The sequence below is a fragment of the Type-A symbiont of Plautia stali genome, assembly GCF_059731155.1.
Genome location: NZ_AP035891.1, coordinates 2,644,928 through 2,661,314 on the forward strand (window position 1 = coordinate 2,644,928; position 16,387 = coordinate 2,661,314).

The window sequence follows — 16,387 nt, forward strand, 5'->3', positions numbered from 1 at the left end:
ATGACAGATAAAGATGTGCAAAAGTCCGTATTAATTACCGGCTGCTCCAGCGGCATCGGTCTGGTGGCGGCCAACGATCTGCTGGCGCGCGGCTATCGCGTGCTGGCCGCCTGTCGCCGCGCCGACGATGTGACGCGCATGGATGAGCTCGGCTTCACCGGCATCCAGCTGGATCTTGACGATCCGGCCAGCGTGGATGCCGCCGCCGATCGCGTGCTGGCCCTCACCGATCACTGCCTGCACGGGCTGTTCAATAACGGCGGCTTCGGCCAGTACGGACCGCTGACCAGCGTGTCGCGTCAGCAGCTGGAGCAGCAATTCTCCACCAACTTTTTTGGCACCCACCAGCTGACGCTGCGTCTGCTGCCGGCGCTGCAAAATAGCGGTGACGGGCGGATTATCAACACCAGCTCGGTGCTCGGCCTGATTTCCACGCCGGGCCGCGGCGCTTATGCCGCCAGTAAATGGGCGCTGGAGGCGTGGAGCGATGCGCTGCGCATGGAAGTACGCCACGGCGGCGTGCGCGTCAGTCTGATTGAGCCGGGCCCGATTACCACCCGGTTTACCGAAAATGTGCAGCAGGGCGAACGCGACAAGCCAGTGCGCAACCCCGGTATCGCCGCACGCTTTAGCCTGCCGCCGGAGGCGATTCTACCTAAACTGCGGCATGCGCTGGAGAGTAAAAATCCGCGCCTGCGCTATCCGGTGACGCTGGTCGCCTGGGCGATGAGTCTGCTCAAACGACTGTTGCCGGTCTGGATGCTGGATCGCATTTTACGCAGTAACTAAACTGCAAGCCGGAATTGAACTTGAAGCCGGGGCGTTTGCCCCCATATCCTCAACACACTTTCAGCCAAGAGACGTATTCATGTCACACGCTTTGATTATCGACATTAACGAATCCAACCTGCAGCAGACGCTGGAGCAATCGATGCAGCTGCCGGTACTTGTTCTACTTCTGGTCGGAGCGAAGCCAGCACTGCCAGCAGCTGACGCTGGTGCTGGAGCGTCTGGCACAGGAGTACGCCGGCCAGTTTATTCTGGCGAAGCTGGATTGCGATAAAGAGCAGCTGGTGGCATCGCAGTTTGGTCTGCGCTCTCTGCCGACCGTCTACCTGTTCCAGAACGGCCAGCCGGTCGACGGCTTCCAGGGCCCGCAGCCGGAAGAGGCGATTCGCGCTCTGCTGGAAAAAGTCCTGCCGCGCGAAGAGGAATTAAAGGCGCAGCAGGCGATGCAGCTGATGCAGGAAGGCAAGCCGCTGGATGCGCTACCGCTGCTGAAAGATGCTTGGCAGCTGAGCAATCAGAACAGTGAAATTGGTTTTCTGCTGGCAGAAGTTCTGATCACCTTGAACCGCAGCGAAGAAGCCGAAGCGGTGCTGGCTGTGGTGCCGTTGCAGGATCAGGATACGCGCTATCAGAGCCTGATTTCGCAAATCGACCTGCTGAAACAGGTCGCCGACACGCCGGAGATCCAGCAGCTGCAGGAGCAGATGGCAAGCGAACCGGACAACGCCGGTCTGGCTGCTAAACTTGCGTTACAGCTGCATCAGGTGCGCCGCAATGAAGAAGCGCTCGAGCTGTTGTTAGGTTTTCTGAAGCGCGATCTCAGCGCCGGTGACGGCGAAGTGCGCAAAATGTTCCAGGAGATTCTGGCGGCCCTCGGCACCGGCGATGCCCTCGCCTCGCGCTATCGTCGCCAGCTCTACTCGCTGCTGTACTGACCGGTACCGCGCGGTAAACGGGCCGAAGCGACTCGGCCCGACAATCTGACAGCTAGGAGGTTATATGCTAACAGTGATTCCCGTCATCATCGTGCTCGCGCTGGTTACCGTGTGGGCCGGTGTCAAAATTGTGCCACAGGGCTACCAGTGGACGGTGGAACGCTTTGGCCGCTACACCAAAACGTTGCCGCCCGGTCTAAATCTAGTCGTGCCGTTCATGGACCATATTGGTCGCCGGATCAATATGATGGAGCAGGTCCTCGATATTCCGTCGCAGGAGATCATCTCCAAAGATAACGCCAACGTCACCATCGATGCAGTGTGCTTTATTCAGGTGGTGGATTCGGCGCGCGCCGCTTATGAAGTCAGCAATCTTGAGCTGGCCATCATTAACCTCACCATGACCAATATCCGCACCGTGCTCGGCGGCATGGAGCTGGATGAGATGCTGTCGTAGCGCGATAACATTAATACCCGCCTGCTGCACATTGTTGATGAAGCGACCAATCCGTGGGGGGTAAAAATCACCCGTATCGAAATCCGCGACGTGCGCCCGCCGCAGGAACTGATAGCGGCCATGAACGCGCAGATGAAGGCTGAGCGTACCAAACGCGCCGAGGGCGATAAGCAGTCGCAAATCCTTAAAGCGGAAGGCGAACGTACCTCCGCTTTTTTGCAGGCGGAAGCGCGCGAGCGTCAGGCCGAAGCCGAGGCCAACGCCACGCGGATGGTCTCAGAAGCCATCTCTGCCGGGGATATCCAGGCGATTAATTACTTTGTGGCGCAGAAATACACCGATGCCCTGCAAAAAATTGGCGAAGCGAATAACAGCAAAGTGGTGATGATGCCGCTCGACGCCAGCAGCCTGCTCGGCTCGGTGGCCGGTATCAGCGAGCTGCTGAAAGAGAGTCGTCAGGAGCGCAAACCGTGATGCTGATGGAGCTGATTGCGCATCCGCACTGGTTCTGGCTCACGCTGGGCGGTTTACTGCTGGCAGCGGAGATGCTCGGCACCAGCGGTTACCTGCTGTGGAGCGGCGTGGCGGCGGTGCTGGTCGGGATCATTGAGTGGCTGTTTCCGTTCTCGTGGACCAGCCAGGGCATGTTGTTCGCCGCCCTGACGCTGCTGTGCGTGTTTTTCTGGTATCGCTGGATGCGCTTTCGCGAAAGTGCGCAGCAGCCCAATACGCTCAATCAGCGCGGCAGCCAGCTGATTGGCCAGCACCTGACGTTAGACAGCGCGCTAAAAGACGGCGTAGGTCATGTGCGCATTGGTGACAGCAGCTGGCGCGTGCAGGCGCAGGAAGATTTGCCGGCGGGCACGCTGGTGATCGTGACCGGCGTGTCAGGCATCACGCTGCTGATTCAGCCGCGTTTGCCGCCATCCTGATGACCGCAGCCCGCTAGGTGATTGATGATGGGACATTCGGCACCGTCATCGCCCGGGCAGGCTGCAGCCAGTTCCAGCAGACGCGCGCGCATCGCGTGCAGCTCTTCAATATGCGCCGCGATCTCATCCGCCTTCTGCAGGGTGCGCGCTTTAACATCGGCACTGTGGCGCGCCGGGTTATTAAACAGCGCGACCAGTTCGCGACACTCCTCCAGCGTGAAGCCCACCTGCCGCGCCTGGCGCAGAAAATTGAGCTCATCCAGATGGTGCGCGGCATAGCTGCGATAGCCGTTGTCACTGCGTAACGGCGACGTGACCACCCCTTTCTGTTCGTAAAAACGAATCGCTTTACTGGTCAGCCCGGTTTTTTTTGCTACATCGCTGATGTTCATCTCTGCCCCTTGACCTTCCCCTGAATGGAAGGTTTAGGCTTTATAACTAATCCAAACCTTGCAGCGAGTCAAACCGGATAAACGAGGAGTTGATGATGTCACACACACAATTACTGGCACTGGACGGCTTGTCCTGTGGCCACTGTGTTAAACGCGTTAAAGAGGCGCTGGAGCAGCGCAGCGATGTGGAACAGGCCGAGGTAACGCAGCAGGAAGCGCGCGTCACCGGCGCAGCCAGCGCCAGCGATCTGATTGCCACCGTTGAGCAGGCTGGTTATCACGCGACGCTGAAAAATGAGGCGTTCAGCCCAAAGCCTGATCCGTTGCCAGCTCAGGAGCCGCAGCCGGAGGCGCTGACAACGGAGTCGCAGCCGGCAGAAGAGAATCTTGCGGTGCACCATCTGCTGATTGGCGGGATGAGCTGCGCCAGCTGTGTCAGCCGCGTCGAGCAGGCGTTACAGAAAGTGCCCGGCGTGAGCTAGGCGCGCGTCAATCTTGGTGAGCGCAGCGCGCTGGTGCTGGGCGATGCCGTACCTTCAGCGCTGGTCAGCGCCGTAGACGAGGCGGGTTATTCTGCGGAAGTGATCGAAGATGAACAAACCCGGCGCGAGCGCCAGCAGGTCAGCGCACAGCAGGCGATGCGCCGCTTTAGCTGGCAGGCCGCGCTGGCGCTGATCGTCGGCGTGCCGATGATGGTCTGGGGCATGGTCGGTGATCACATGATGCTAAATGACACCAATCAGACGCTCTGGCGCCTTCTCGGTGCCGTCACGCTGGCAGTAATGGCGCTTGCCGGCGGCCACTTCTATCGCAGCGCATGGCGCAGCCTGCGTCATGCTACCGCCACCATGGACACGCTGGTAGCGCTCGGTACCGGTGCAGCCTGGATCTACTCGATGAGCGTCGCGCTGTGGCCGGCATTTTTCCCGCAACAGGCGCGCCACCTCTATTTCGAAGCCAGCGTGATGATCATTGGTCTGATTAACCTCGGTCATGCGCTGGAGCAGCGCGCGCGCCAGCGCGCCTCACAAGCGCTGGAGCGGCTGCTGGATTTAACCCCGGCGCAGGCCTGCGTGATCACCGCCGAAGGGGAAAAGCAGCTGCCGCTGAGCGAAATCACACCGGGCATGACGCTGAAGCTGGTGACCGGCGATCGCGTACCGGTGGACGGCGAAGTCAGCCGCGGCGAAGCCTGGCTTGATGAAGCGATGCTCACTGGCGAAGCGCTGCCGCAGTCGCGCCTTCCTAGCGATAAGATTTATGCCGGGACGCTGGTGCAGGATGGCGCGCTACAGTTCACCGCCCGCGCCACCGGCAGCCATACCACGCTGGCCCGTATTATCAATCTGGTGCGTCAGGCACAGAGCAGCAAGCCGGAAATGGGCCGGCTGGCCGATCGCATCTCGGCGGTATTTGTGCCGGTAGTGGTGGCGATTGCCCTGCTCAGCGGAGCGGTCTGGTATGTTGTCGGGCCTCAGCCGCATCTGGCCTATACGCTGGTGATTGTCACCACGGTGTTGATTATCGCCTGTCCGTGTGCGCTGAGCTTAGCCACGCCGATGTCGGTGATCGCGGGCGTCGGCCGTGCCGCGGAGCTGAGCGTGCTGGTGCGCGATGCCGATGCGCTGCAGCGGGCCAGCGAAGTTGACACCATTGTGTTTGATAAAACCGGCACCCTGACCCAGGGCACGCCGCAGGTCAGCGAGGTGCTGCTGTACGGCGACTGGGATCGTCAGCAGGTACTGCAGGCCGCCGCCCAGCTGGAGCTGGGATCGGGGCATCCGCTGGCGAAGGCCATCGCCGCCGCCGCACCGGCCGTCAGCGACGCCCGCGTTGCGCAATTTCGTACAATACGTGGCAAAGGTGTGAGTGCTACTGTCGCTGACAGAACGCTGCTGCTGGGCAATGCGGCGCTCCTGGAAGAGCAGCACATCGACCTGCGCGCCGCACAGCAGGATATCGCGCGACTCGCTGCGCAGGGCGCCACGCCGGTGCTGCTGGCGGATCAACAGCAGCTGCTGGACCTGATCGCCCTGCGCAACCAGCTGCGTCCGGAGAGCCGTGCGGCACTACAGCGACTGCATCAGTTGGGCTACCGTCTGATCATGCTGACCGGTGACCATCAGACCACTGCCGCAGCCATCGCTGCCGAAGCGGGCATCGATGAGGTGATCGCCGGCGTGCTGCCGGACGGTAAAGCGCAGGCGATTGCGCAGCTGCAACAGCAGGGGCGCAGCGTGGTCATGGTGGGCGACGGCATCAACGACGCCCCGGCGCTGGCGCAGGCGGATGTGGGTATCGCCATGGGCGGCGGCAGCGATGTGGCGGCTGAAACCGCGGCGATGGCGCTGATGCGCAACAATCTGCACTGCGTGGCCGACGCGCTGGCGATGGCCAACGCCACGCTGCGCAATATGCGGCAGAATCTGCTGGGTGCCTTTGTCTATAACAGCCTGGGCATTCCGATTGCTGCCGGCGTGCTCTATCCGTTTACCGGTGTGCTACTCAGCCCCATCGTCGCCGGTGCCGCCATGGCGCTGTCGTCGATCACCGTGGTGAGCAATGCTAACCGTTTGCTGCGCTTTAAACCGGCGCAGCGGCAATAGCAACCTCTGCCCTGTCTTTCGCTGAGCGAAATCGCTAGCATGGATTTTTGACTTAAAAAGGACACGGCATGAGACGCAGTGTGTGGCACCGCCTGCAACAGCTGGCCAGCAGCCTGTTCCCCGCCAGCTACAGCTGGCCCGCCATGGATATCAGACTCGGAGACCACCGTCTGCATCTGGCTGGCAGTATTCACATGGGCACGCGCGATATGCAACCGCTGCCGGCCGGCTTGCTGCGCCAGCTGCAGAAAGCCGATGCGCTGGTGGTAGAAGCGGATATTACCCGCGGCAGTTCACCGTTTAGTGAGGGTGAAGCGTATCCGCCGCTGACAACGCGGCTGACGCCAGAGACGCTGCAGCAGCTGACGGCGCTGTGCGATGAGCTGTCACTGAACATCGCGCTGTTTGATAGCCTGCCGTTCTGGCAAATTGCGCTGATGCTGCAGGCGCAGCAGGCGCAGCGGCTGGGGCTGCGACCGCAGTACGGTATCGACTATCAGCTGCTGCAGGCAGCGCAGGCGGCAGGAAAACGCATTATTGAGCTGGAAGGGCCGGAAACGCAGATCGCGTTGCTGAAATCACTACCGCAGGATGGCCTGGCGCTGCTGCTGGATACGCTGGAACACTGGCACACCAACGTGCGACTGCTGCAAACCATGATCAGCTGGTGGCTGGATGCGCCGCCCGCCAGCCAGCCGGTGGCGCTGCCGACCACGTTCAGTAGTGAACTGAACGATACCCTGATGCGCAACCGTAATCAGCACTGGCGCGAGCTGCTGCTGGCGCTGCCGCGCGGGCGCTATGTGGTGGCGGTCGGTGCACTGCATCTGTACGGCGAAGACAATTTGCCGCAGCTGCTGAAGGCATAAAAAAGAAGGCCAATATTGCTATCGGCCAGTCAAAGAGGAATTTGTTTATGATTTTGCTTATCGTCAAGGTGACTGGCACCGGCTAATTTTCGCGCAAAGTTCAGATTTTCGCCAGTACTTTCACGCAAACCGAGATAAGAATTTTCGTAGCAAGGATTGAATATGACACCCGCCGTAAAACTGCTGGAAAAACAACAGGTCGCTTTTACCCTGCATCCCTACGAGCATGACAGCCATGAAACCCACTTCGGTGACGAGGCGGTGCGCAAGCTCAACCTGGATGCACGCTAGGTGTTTAAACCCCTGCTGGTGGCGCTCAACGGCGATGGCAAAGCGCTGGCAGTCGCGGTGACGCCGGTCTCCTCACAGCTGGATTTGAAAAAAGTCGCCAAAGCGCTGGGGGCGAAGAAAGCCGACATGGCCGATCCGCAACTGGCGCAGCGCGTCACCGGCTATCTGGTGGGTGGCATCAGCCCGCTGGGCCAGAAAAAGCGGCTGCCGACGGCGATCGATCAGCAGGCCAGCGAATTCCCGACCATCTTTATTTCCGGCGGCAAGCGCGGGCTGGATATCGAACTGGCCGCGCAGGATCTGGCACGGCTGCTGGATGCCACGCTGGCTGACGTGGCGCGCCGCGATTAATCAGGCTGCTGCGCGCACAGCTGGTCGATCATCCAGCGCCCGGCCGAGCCCGGCGGATTGCGCCGCGACCAGATGACATCCACCGCGATATGCTGCGGCCAGCCCGGCACCGGCAGCTCCCGCAAGACCTGATGACCAAACTGCTGCACCAGCCAGCGCGGCAGTACGCTCCAGCCAAACCCCTGCTCCGCCATCTCCAGCAATAACAGATAGGTTGGTGCCGACCAGGTGCGCCCGGCCGGCAGCGGCTGACGGGTTTCCACCCAGGTATTGAGCCGCAGCTGACGCAATTCGCCCAGCTGCGCCTCGCTCACCTGCGATTGGGCTTCCAGCGGGTGATCCTGATGCAGGAAAATCGCCATTTGCGCTTCAACCTGCAGTCGCGCCACCGCCAGATCCGGCGGCAAACGCGGCTGGGCGCGCACCACACCAAGATGCACGCGCCCGGCCTGCAGTAAATCCAGCACATCCTCATCTTCCGCAATCATGCATTCAAACTCTATATCCGGATAGCGTGCCTCAAAGCGCGTCAGCAGATTTTCATGGTGATCGGCCTGCCAGAAGTCGGAAATGGCCAGACTCAGGCGCGGCTCAATGCCCTGTGACAGCCGCACCGCCAGTTCATCCAGCCGCTGGCCCTGAGCGGTCAGCACCGGCTGGCGACCGCTGCGATCAAACAGCGCAAAGCCTAAGTCATCTTCGAGATTTGCCACCGCGCTACTGATAGTGGACTGACTTTTTGCCAGCGCACGCGCCGCTGCTGAAAACGAGCCGCTGGCTACGGTCTGGACAAATGCCTCAAGGGATTCTGGTGAGTACTTCATGCTGAACCATCGCTTTTATCGATAGGTAATCATTTTATCTTAGCATTGTGCAGTGAGAAAATGCGTGGCGTTACTCAAAAGGAGGTTTATATGCGTACCCGTTCACTGAAAGAACGTTTTTGTCATGCCGCAGGCTTTGAAGGGTTAGCGATCGTCACGGTTGCGCCGCTGGCCGCCTGGGTCATGGATAAACCGCTGTTTCAGATGGTCGCGCTGGCGATTATGCTGTCGACCGTCTCCATGCTGTGGAACATCATTTATAACAGCGGCTTTGACCGCCTCTGTCTGCCGCAGCGCCAGCGCGGTCTCGGCCTGCGCGCGTTGCATGCGCTCGGCTTTGAGGGCGGCTTTATCCTCATAGGCCTGCCGATTGCCGCGTGGATGTTGCATATTTCGCTGCTGGACGCTTTCCTGCTGGAAGTGGCGTTCTTTCTGTTCTTTCTGCCCTACACCATGGCTTACAACTGGGCATGGGGTAAGCTGCGCCAGCGCTGGGTCAGCCAGAAATCCTGCCGCGCCTGAACAACAACGGGCGGCTGAAGTGCCGCCCGTCTTGTCACTCGTGCGCCGCGCGCGGCCAGATCCACGCCAGGATCATCTGCGGATAGCTGCGCTTCTTTTGCTTCTCCAGCGCTTTGTCGCGCTCTTCAACCTGCTGCAGTGTCAGGTGCACAATCTGCGGTGGCGCATAATCGGCGACGCGCAGCGGTGAGTGCTGGCTGACATAGCTGCGCAGCACTTCCGCATCACGCAGGCCGCTGTTGCGGAAACCGGCATGTCCGTCAATGACCGGGTAGCCGTCGCCGCCGCTGGCGTTAAAGCTGTTGGTGGCCATGCGATAGGTTTTATCCAGCTGCAGCGGCTCGCCATTGATTTTCACTGCGCTGACGCTTTTGCCATCGGCCACCAAGCTGATGTTGCTGAACTGCGCGAAACCGCCGGAATCGGCTTTGATATTCGCCACCGTAGCCAGGTAGTTCAGCAGCTCTTTGCCCGTCAGAGTCACGGACACCACCTGATTGCCAAACGGCTGGATCTGCAACAGATCGCGCCAGCTGATATCGCCCTGCGCCAGCGAGGTGCGAATACCGCCGCCGCTGATAACGGCAAAATCGACCTGAGTGGCAGCCATCTGCGCGCGCAGGATCAGCTGAGCCAGCGGCATTTGTTCAAAGCGCACCTTACTGCGGTCACCATCAAACACGCTGTCGCTGCTGCCTGTTTTGACCGCCAGCTGTTTGCCGGCGCGCAGCTGATACGGCGTCAGCAGCTTCATCATTGCGCCGTTCTGCGCTATCGCTTCCTGATACGGCAGCCAGGTTTCACTGCCATCGAGGTTCTTCACCTTGTGCTTAAGGTTGACCGGAATCAGCTGATAGTTATCCAGCGTCAGCTCACCGTTGCGGAAGGTAAAATCGCCGCGACCGACAAATTTCCCCCACTCTTTCGCCGGCACAATCCACACGCCGTTCTGGCGATCCGGCTGGCACGGCTGTCCGGGCTGATAATCCGCCACGCTGACATTCTCTTTTGCCATGCACACTGCATCGTGCGAATGGCCGCCGACGATCACATTAACCGTGCCCGGCGGCAGGCTGCGCGCCAGCTCCACATCGCCCGGTGCGTTGCTGCCATGCTGCCCGTCGTCGTAGTGGCCCATGTGCGTCAGCGCGATAATCACATCCGGCTTCTCGCTGGCACGTAGTTCCGCCACCGCTTTTTCGGTCTCTTTCACCGGATCGCGGATCTCTATCTGCGCCACGTTCTGCGGATTGGCGATACGCAGCGTGTCAGTGGTGGTCAGGCCGATCACCGCGATTTTTAGCCCCATGCGATTAAAAATCGCCCACGGCCTGAACAGGCGTTTATCACTGCCTTTGGCATCAATGTTGGCGGCAAGGAAGGGGAACTTCGCCCACTTCTGCTGCTTTTGCAGCACGCTAAGCGGTTTGTCGAATTCGTGGTTGCCGAGCGCCATCGCATCATAGCCGATGAGGTTCATGCCGCGGATATCCGGCTCCGCATTCAGCACATCCGATTCTGGTACGCCGGTGTTGACGTCGCCCGCCGACAGAATCAGCGCGCCGCCGCCCTTCGCCTGCAAATCATACCGCTGCTGATCCATCAGCGTTTTTTGTGCGGCCAGACCATATTCGCCCTGCGCGTTGGCCCAGAAGTGGCCATGATGATCGTTGGTGTGCAAAATGCTGAAACGGTAGCTGCGGTCCGGCTGCCACGCCTGCGCCAGCAGCGGCAACAGCAGCATAATCAGCGCCAGCCAGCGCCCTCTGTGCGGTGATAACAACAAAGCCGATCTCCTTATTCTGCGTTTTTTACCGGGCGGTGCGCCTGATGTGCTTTTTCGCCCTTCTGTGTCGCACAGTTCGCCCTTTAACTCAAGGCCAAAGGCGAATACAGTCATGCATGACTTAACAATCTGATAACGAAATTCCCACCCCTTCAGGATCTTTATGGCAAGTGAACAGACGTTAACCCCGACGCGGCGCACCGGGCGTACCGCTTTTGGCATTCTTGGTGACATCAGTCTCGCGCATCTGCTGAACGATATGCTGCAATCGCTGTTACTGGCGATCTATCCGCTGCTGCAGAAAGATTTCAGCCTCAGCTTTGTGCAAATTGGTTTGATTACGCTGACGTATCAGGTTACGGCCTCATTATTACAACCGCTGATTGGCTATTACACCGACAAATATCCGAAACCCTGGTGACTGCCGGCCGGGATGGGGTTTACCCTGTTCGGTCTGGTGGTGCTGGCCGCGGCGCTGGTTGGCTGCGGCTCATCGGTGTTCCATCCGGAATCGTCGCGCGTGGCGCGTATGGCCTCAGGCGGCCGCCACGGGCTGGCTCAGTCGCTGTTTCAGGTCGGTGGTAACTTTGGCAGCGCGCTCGGGCCGCTGCTGGCTGCCATCATCGTCGCGCCCTATGGCAAAGGCCATCTCAGCTGGTTCATGCTGGCCGCGCTGCTCGGCATCATTGTGCTGCTGCAGGTGAGCCGCTGGTACAGCCACCAGCAGCGCGCCAGGCAGGCCAGTGCTGCTAGCAGGCCGCGACCCCCTGCCGCGCAATAAAGTGGCGCTGGCCATCGGCATTCTGCTGCTGCTGATTTTCTCCAAGTACTTTTATCTCACCAGCCTGAGCAGCTATTACACCTTCTATCTGATACACAAATTCGGGCTGTCCGTGCAGGCCTCGCAGTTCCATCTTTTTGCTTTTCTCGGCGCGGTCACCGCCGGCCCCATTATCGGTGGGCCGATAGGCGATAAAATCGGGCGGAAATATGTCATCTGGGGATCGATTCTCGGCGTGGCGCCGTTTACCCTGCTGTTGCCGCACGCCAGCCTGATGTGGACCAGCGTACTGAGCGTAATTATTGGCCTGATCCTTGCCTCGGCGTTTTCCGCCATTCTGGTCTATGCCCAGGAGCTGCTGCCGGGGCGTATCGGCATGGTTTCCGGGCTGTTTTTCGGTTTTGCTTTTGGCATGGGCGGCCTCGGCGCGGCGGTACTGGGCGTAGTAGCCGACCACACCAGTATCGAATAGGTGTATCAAATCTGCGCCTGGCTGCCACTTATTGGCCTGTTGACCGCTTTCTTACCTGATCAGCAGCAGCGTTGAGCCCTTTTGGGGGGCAACTATTTTTCTCTGCCCCCCTCAATTCTGCATAAATCCTGCCGATATGCTGAGATAACTGAGGAAAATAGCGCTTCGGCTGCGTTTTTGCCTCATTTTTTCAATTTTTTCGTCTTTCACCGCTCAAATGTTTAAACGCGGCGAACGATTGTGCATTACACTAGGTTGTTACAAGTGGATACATTTGCACACAAGGAGACAGGCATGTATCACACTACCCCGTTGCTCACCACCATTGTCGGAGGTCTGGTCCTCGCATTTCTCCTTGGTATGCTGGCGAATCGCCTGCACATCTCGCCGCTGGTCGGCTATCTGCTGGCTGGCGTGCTGGCGGGTCCTTTTACCCCGAGCTTCGTCGCGGATACCAATCTGGCCCCCGAACTGGCTGAACTCGGCGTCATTCTGCTGATGTTCGGCGTCGGTCTGCACTTCTCGCTTAAGGATTTGATGTCGGTAAAGTCGATTGCCATTCCCGGTGCCATCGCGCAGATTGCGGTCGCCACGCTGCTGGGAATGGGTCTGTCATGGGCTATGGGCTGGTCATAGATGACTGGCCTGGTGTTTGGCCTGTGTCTCTCCACCACCAGTACCGTGGTGGTGCTGCGCGCGCTGGAAGAGCGTCAACTGATTGATAGCCAGCTCGGGCAAATCGCCATCGGCTGGCTGATCGTCGAAGACCTGGTGATGGTGCTGACGCTGATGCTGCTGCCGGCCATCGCCGGCATGCTGGAGCAGGGAAATGCCAGCCCGACGCTGCTGGCATGGGACCTGCTGCTGACCATCGGCAAAGTCGCTGCCTTTATGGTGCTGATGATGGTGGTCGGCCGCCGCGTGGTGCCGTGGATTCTGGTCAAAAGCGCCGCCACCGGTTCACGTGAGCTGTTTACGCTGTCGGTACTGGCGCTGGCGCTGGGTATCGCGTTTGGCGCGGTGGAGTTTTTTGATGTCTCCTTTGCCCTCGGCGCCTTTTTTGCTGGCATGGTGCTGAATGAATCAGAGCTCAGCCACCGGGCGGCACACGACACGCTGCCGCTGCGCGATGCGTTTGCCGTGCTGTTTTTTGTCTCGGTAGGCATGCTGTTCGACCCGATGATCCTGCTGGAGCAGCCGCTGGCGGTGCTGGGTGCGCTGGCAATTATCGTGCTGGGTAAATCGATTGCCGCTTGGCTGCTGGTCACGCTACTCGGCCATTCGCGGCGCACCGCGCTGACCATCTCCGTTAGCCTAGCGCAGATTTGCGAATTCGCTTTTATCCTCGCCGGACTAGGGATTTCGCTCGGTATGCTGAGCGACGAAGGCCGCAACCTAGTGCTGGCGGCGGCGATCCTCTCCATCATGCTTAACCCGATTCAGTTTACCGTGCTGGAGCGTTATCTCGACAAAACCGAGACCATGGAAGAGCAGACGCTGGAAGAGGCAATTGAAGAAGAGAAGCAGATTCTGGTGGATATCTGCAATCATGCGGTGATTGTGGGTTACGGCCGCGTCGGCAGCCTGCTAGGACAGCAGTTGATGGAAGCTGATGTGCCCGCTGGTGGTGGTGGAGAATTCGCGCCCGCGCGTCGAAGCGCTGCGCGAACAAGGCATCAAAGCCGTGCTGGGCAACGCGGCGCGTGTCGATACCATGGATTTAGCGCGTCTTGACTGCGCGCGCTGGCTGCTGCTGACCATCCCCAACGGCTATGACGCCGGGGAAATTGTTACCGCCGCGCGCGAAAAGCGGGCAGATATTGAGATTATCGCCTAGGCGCATTATGACGACGAAGTGGCCTATATCATGGAGCGTGGCGCCAATCGTGTGGTGATGGGCGAGCGTGAGATTGCCAACAGTATGTTGCATGTATTGCAGGAAGAGATCGCGCAAAACCCGATTGTGCGCGAGTGCCCGATTTAAAGAAGTTATTGCGCCGCTACGGGTTCGTTATTACCTGTCCCAGTAAGACTCTTCTAAACTGTCTTCCCGCTCCGGCAGCCCGCGCGTCAGACGCGGTGAGTGCTGGTTCAGCACCTGATAACTGACGCGGTTGGCATATTTGCACACCTGCGCCAGCGACGAGTAGGTCAGGTATTCGCGTGCATGTTTGCTGGAGTTTGGCACTTTCTGACGGTGGAAATTGTTGGCGGTAATATAGTGCAGCAGCGCCGCCAGCGCACCATCACCGGCACCGTTGGTGTTCATGATCTTCTCCGGACCGCCCATGTAAGGCGCAATATGAGAGAAGATACGCAGCGGCTGCTGGCAATCCTGATGACGCATCGCGCGGCTGAATTCAAACTGGTTGAACTCCGCGATCGCCCCCGGCAACAGCGGATGATTGGTTTTGCGCTTAAAAGCCTCTTCGGTGAACCCGGCCATATACAGCCCGGTCGGTCCGGCGGTGCACAGCACCAGATCGACCCAGTCCAGCGCCATGTTGGAGGCCAGCAGCGGATCCGCTTCGCCGGTCAGCGCGAACGCTTCCTCTTCATTCATCGCCACAATCGATACGTGTTCGCGCAGGAAATCGCGCCAGAACTGCGGGTTATCCTGAATCACATATTTGGTACCGAGCGTGAGCACCACCGGTACATTGTGCTTTTTGGCGAACTCAATGGCCCGCAGCGTCGCTTCCGGCATCGGTTCGCCCAGCTGACAGCGCACCAGGTAGGACGTCAGCACCAGCGCCGACGCACCGGCAATCACCTCTTCCGGAATACTGGCGGCCTGCATCTGGTTCATCAGGCCAGGGCTGATGGCAAAAGTGCGCTCGCCCTGCTCGCCGAGCAGGGTAAAGCAGCGGCCAATCGCGCCATCGACGCCCTGCAGGAAGTTAAGGTCCATGAGGCTGGAGGTACTGCACAGGTAGCGATAGGCGTAACCGCCAATCTGGATGTTGTTACACATCACGCCGAGCAGCACCGAACGGTCATCGGCCAGCACCGAGTAGTTGTGCAGCGTATTACCGATGGTGCCGCCGGCAAACTGGTGGCTGATCAGCTGCTCGCGCATCAGCTCGTTATACAGCGCTTCGGCGGTCGCATCGTCGATCACCAGCGAATGACCGGCGCTCAGGCCATAGCGCTGCAGGAAGTCGTCATCGACTTTGGCTTCGATATCCACCAGCGTCTGGTCGATACCCACCACCCAGCTGCCCTCTTCCTGCTCCTGCTGGGAAGCCTGCAGCAGCGGATCGCGCGCGTTGACGGGGAAATAGTGTTTGGATTTGCGTTTGCCGGGAAATTTCATGAAAGCTGCCGTCAGGGAAAATCAGGCAGAGAATGATATCACATTCTCTGCCGCACCCTTAGCGGCGCGCTTGTACCAGCTGCACCATCATCTCGATGTGCTCATCATCCTCATTAAGCGCCGGAATGTATTCAAATTTCTCGCCGCCAGCGTGCAGGAAGATTTCGCAGTTTTCACCGCTGATCTCCTCCAGCGTCTCGAGGCAGTCCGCCGCAAAGCCCGGACTCATCACCTGCACATGTTTGATCCCTTTGGCCGGCAGGCTTTTCATAGTCTCGTCCGTGTACGGCATCAGCCACGGCTCGCGGCCAAAGCGCGACTGGAAGGTCATCATGATTTTATGCGGCGCAATGCCGAGCGCGGCGGCCAGGGCGTCGGTGGTGTCTTTGCAGCGCAGCGGATAGTCGTCGCCTTCATTGGCGAAGCGCTGCGGAATGCCGTGGTAAGAGAGCACCAGCAGATCCGGCTCGCCGTGTTGGGCAAACGAGCGCTCCACCGAGGCCTTCAGCGCGGCGATATAGGCCGGATGTTCGGCATAATCGCGGATAAACGCCACTTCCGGCAGGGAATGCAGCGGTTTAAAGCTGGCCGCCAGGCCATCCCACACCGCTGCCACTGTGGAGCAGGAGAACTGTGGATAGAGCGGCAGCACGATGAATTTGGTGACGCCCTGCGCCAGCAGACGCTCAACCGCACCGTTAAGGCTCGGCTGGCCGTAACTCATGCCCAGCTCTACCGGCATATCCAGCCGCTGCGCCAGAGCGGCACGCTGCCGCTTGCTGAACACCATCAGCGGTGAGCCTTCGTCCATCCACACCGATGCGTACAGCTTCGACATGCGCGGCGAGCGGAACGGCAGAATGATGAAATTGAGAATCGGCCACCACAGCCAGCGCGGCGTATCCACCACGCGCGGATCGCCGAGGAACTGTTTCAGATAGCGTTTCACCGCCGCGGTGGTCGGTGCGTCTGGTGTACCTAAGTTAACCAGTAAAACCCCAAGCTTATCTTGCCTCATTGTATTTCCTTGATGTCGCAGACAATGGTTCTGAATCGGGGGAAAT

9 protein-coding genes and 6 pseudogenes are annotated in these 16,387 nt (G+C 59.5%); 10 read left to right on the forward strand and 5 right to left on the reverse strand.

The window, feature by feature from the left end; genetic code table 11:
* Window positions 1-15: 15 nt before the first annotated feature.
* From AC6I8M_RS14110 to AC6I8M_RS14125, 4 genes and pseudogenes are all read left to right on the forward strand, one after another.
* On the forward strand, window positions 16-789 hold the full coding sequence (locus tag AC6I8M_RS14110; RefSeq protein ID WP_010618339.1) for an SDR family oxidoreductase: 774 nt from the start codon (window positions 16-18) through the stop codon (window positions 787-789).
* A 79-nt stretch (window positions 790-868) separates the two neighbouring features.
* A pseudogene (locus tag AC6I8M_RS14115) lies at window positions 869-1,724 on the forward strand (co-chaperone YbbN).
* Between the two features lie 64 nt (window positions 1,725-1,788).
* Window positions 1,789-2,655: pseudogene (locus AC6I8M_RS14120) on the forward strand (SPFH domain-containing protein).
* Window positions 2,655-3,113 carry an NfeD family protein gene (locus tag AC6I8M_RS14125; RefSeq protein ID WP_041387345.1) on the forward strand — a complete coding sequence of 153 codons (459 nt, stop codon included), beginning with the start codon at window positions 2,655-2,657 and terminating at the stop codon, window positions 3,111-3,113. Before AC6I8M_RS14120 ends, AC6I8M_RS14125 begins: the two are co-directional and overlap by 1 nt.
* On the opposite strand, the gene cueR is transcribed toward AC6I8M_RS14125, so the two are convergent.
* On the reverse strand, window positions 3,089-3,505 hold the full coding sequence (gene cueR, locus AC6I8M_RS14130; protein ID WP_010618336.1) for a Cu(I)-responsive transcriptional regulator: 417 nt from the start codon (window positions 3,503-3,505) through the stop codon (window positions 3,089-3,091). The two genes, AC6I8M_RS14125 and cueR, sit on opposite strands and share 25 nt — an antisense overlap.
* Before the next feature lie 95 nt (window positions 3,506-3,600).
* Between cueR and copA the strand changes: the two are divergent.
* The 3 genes and pseudogenes from copA to ybaK all read left to right on the forward strand — a co-directional run bounded on the left by copA (window position 3,601) and on the right by ybaK (window position 7,622).
* Window positions 3,601-6,111, forward strand: a pseudogene (gene copA / locus AC6I8M_RS14135) (copper-exporting P-type ATPase CopA).
* Window positions 6,112-6,179: 68 nt separating this feature from the next.
* Window positions 6,180-6,980, forward strand: a complete 801-nt coding sequence (locus AC6I8M_RS14140) for a TraB/GumN family protein (RefSeq protein WP_041387346.1) — start codon at window positions 6,180-6,182, stop codon at window positions 6,978-6,980.
* A gap of 162 nt (window positions 6,981-7,142) precedes the next feature.
* A pseudogene (gene ybaK, locus AC6I8M_RS14145) lies at window positions 7,143-7,622 on the forward strand (Cys-tRNA(Pro)/Cys-tRNA(Cys) deacylase YbaK).
* On the opposite strand, the gene AC6I8M_RS14150 reads toward ybaK, so the two are convergent.
* On the reverse strand, window positions 7,619-8,446 hold the full coding sequence (locus AC6I8M_RS14150) for a LysR family transcriptional regulator (protein WP_010618332.1): 828 nt from the start codon (window positions 8,444-8,446) through the stop codon (window positions 7,619-7,621). The pseudogene ybaK and the gene AC6I8M_RS14150 overlap by 4 nt on opposite strands.
* 90 nt (window positions 8,447-8,536) lie before the next feature.
* Here AC6I8M_RS14150 and AC6I8M_RS14155 point away from each other — a divergent pair, with 90 nt between their 5' ends.
* Entirely contained in the window at window positions 8,537-8,968 is a 432-nt protein-coding gene (locus tag AC6I8M_RS14155; RefSeq protein WP_010618331.1) for a multidrug/biocide efflux PACE transporter, read from the forward strand.
* A 34-nt stretch (window positions 8,969-9,002) separates the two neighbouring features.
* On the opposite strand, the gene ushA is transcribed toward AC6I8M_RS14155, so the two are convergent.
* The gene (ushA, locus tag AC6I8M_RS14160) at window positions 9,003-10,754 is read right to left on the reverse strand and encodes a bifunctional UDP-sugar hydrolase/5'-nucleotidase UshA (protein WP_010618330.1); all 1,752 of its coding nucleotides are present in this window, start codon (window positions 10,752-10,754) and stop codon (window positions 9,003-9,005) included.
* A gap of 163 nt (window positions 10,755-10,917) precedes the next feature.
* On the opposite strand from ushA, the pseudogene AC6I8M_RS14165 reads away from it, so the two are divergent.
* A pseudogene (locus AC6I8M_RS14165) lies at window positions 10,918-12,082 on the forward strand (MFS transporter).
* Window positions 12,083-12,301: 219 nt separating this feature from the next.
* Window positions 12,302-13,991 (forward strand): annotated as a pseudogene (gene ybaL, locus AC6I8M_RS14170) (YbaL family putative K(+) efflux transporter).
* A 30-nt stretch (window positions 13,992-14,021) separates the two neighbouring features.
* Here ybaL and AC6I8M_RS14175 read toward each other — a convergent pair.
* Together AC6I8M_RS14175 and hemH are read right to left on the reverse strand one after the other, a co-directional pair.
* Window positions 14,022-15,323, reverse strand: coding sequence for an inosine/guanosine kinase (locus AC6I8M_RS14175; RefSeq protein ID WP_058948830.1), 1,302 nt, complete (start codon window positions 15,321-15,323; stop codon window positions 14,022-14,024).
* Between the two features lie 58 nt (window positions 15,324-15,381).
* Window positions 15,382-16,341, reverse strand: coding sequence for a ferrochelatase (gene hemH / locus AC6I8M_RS14180; protein WP_010616874.1), 960 nt, complete (start codon window positions 16,339-16,341; stop codon window positions 15,382-15,384).
* Between the last annotated feature and the right edge of the window lie 46 nt (window positions 16,342-16,387).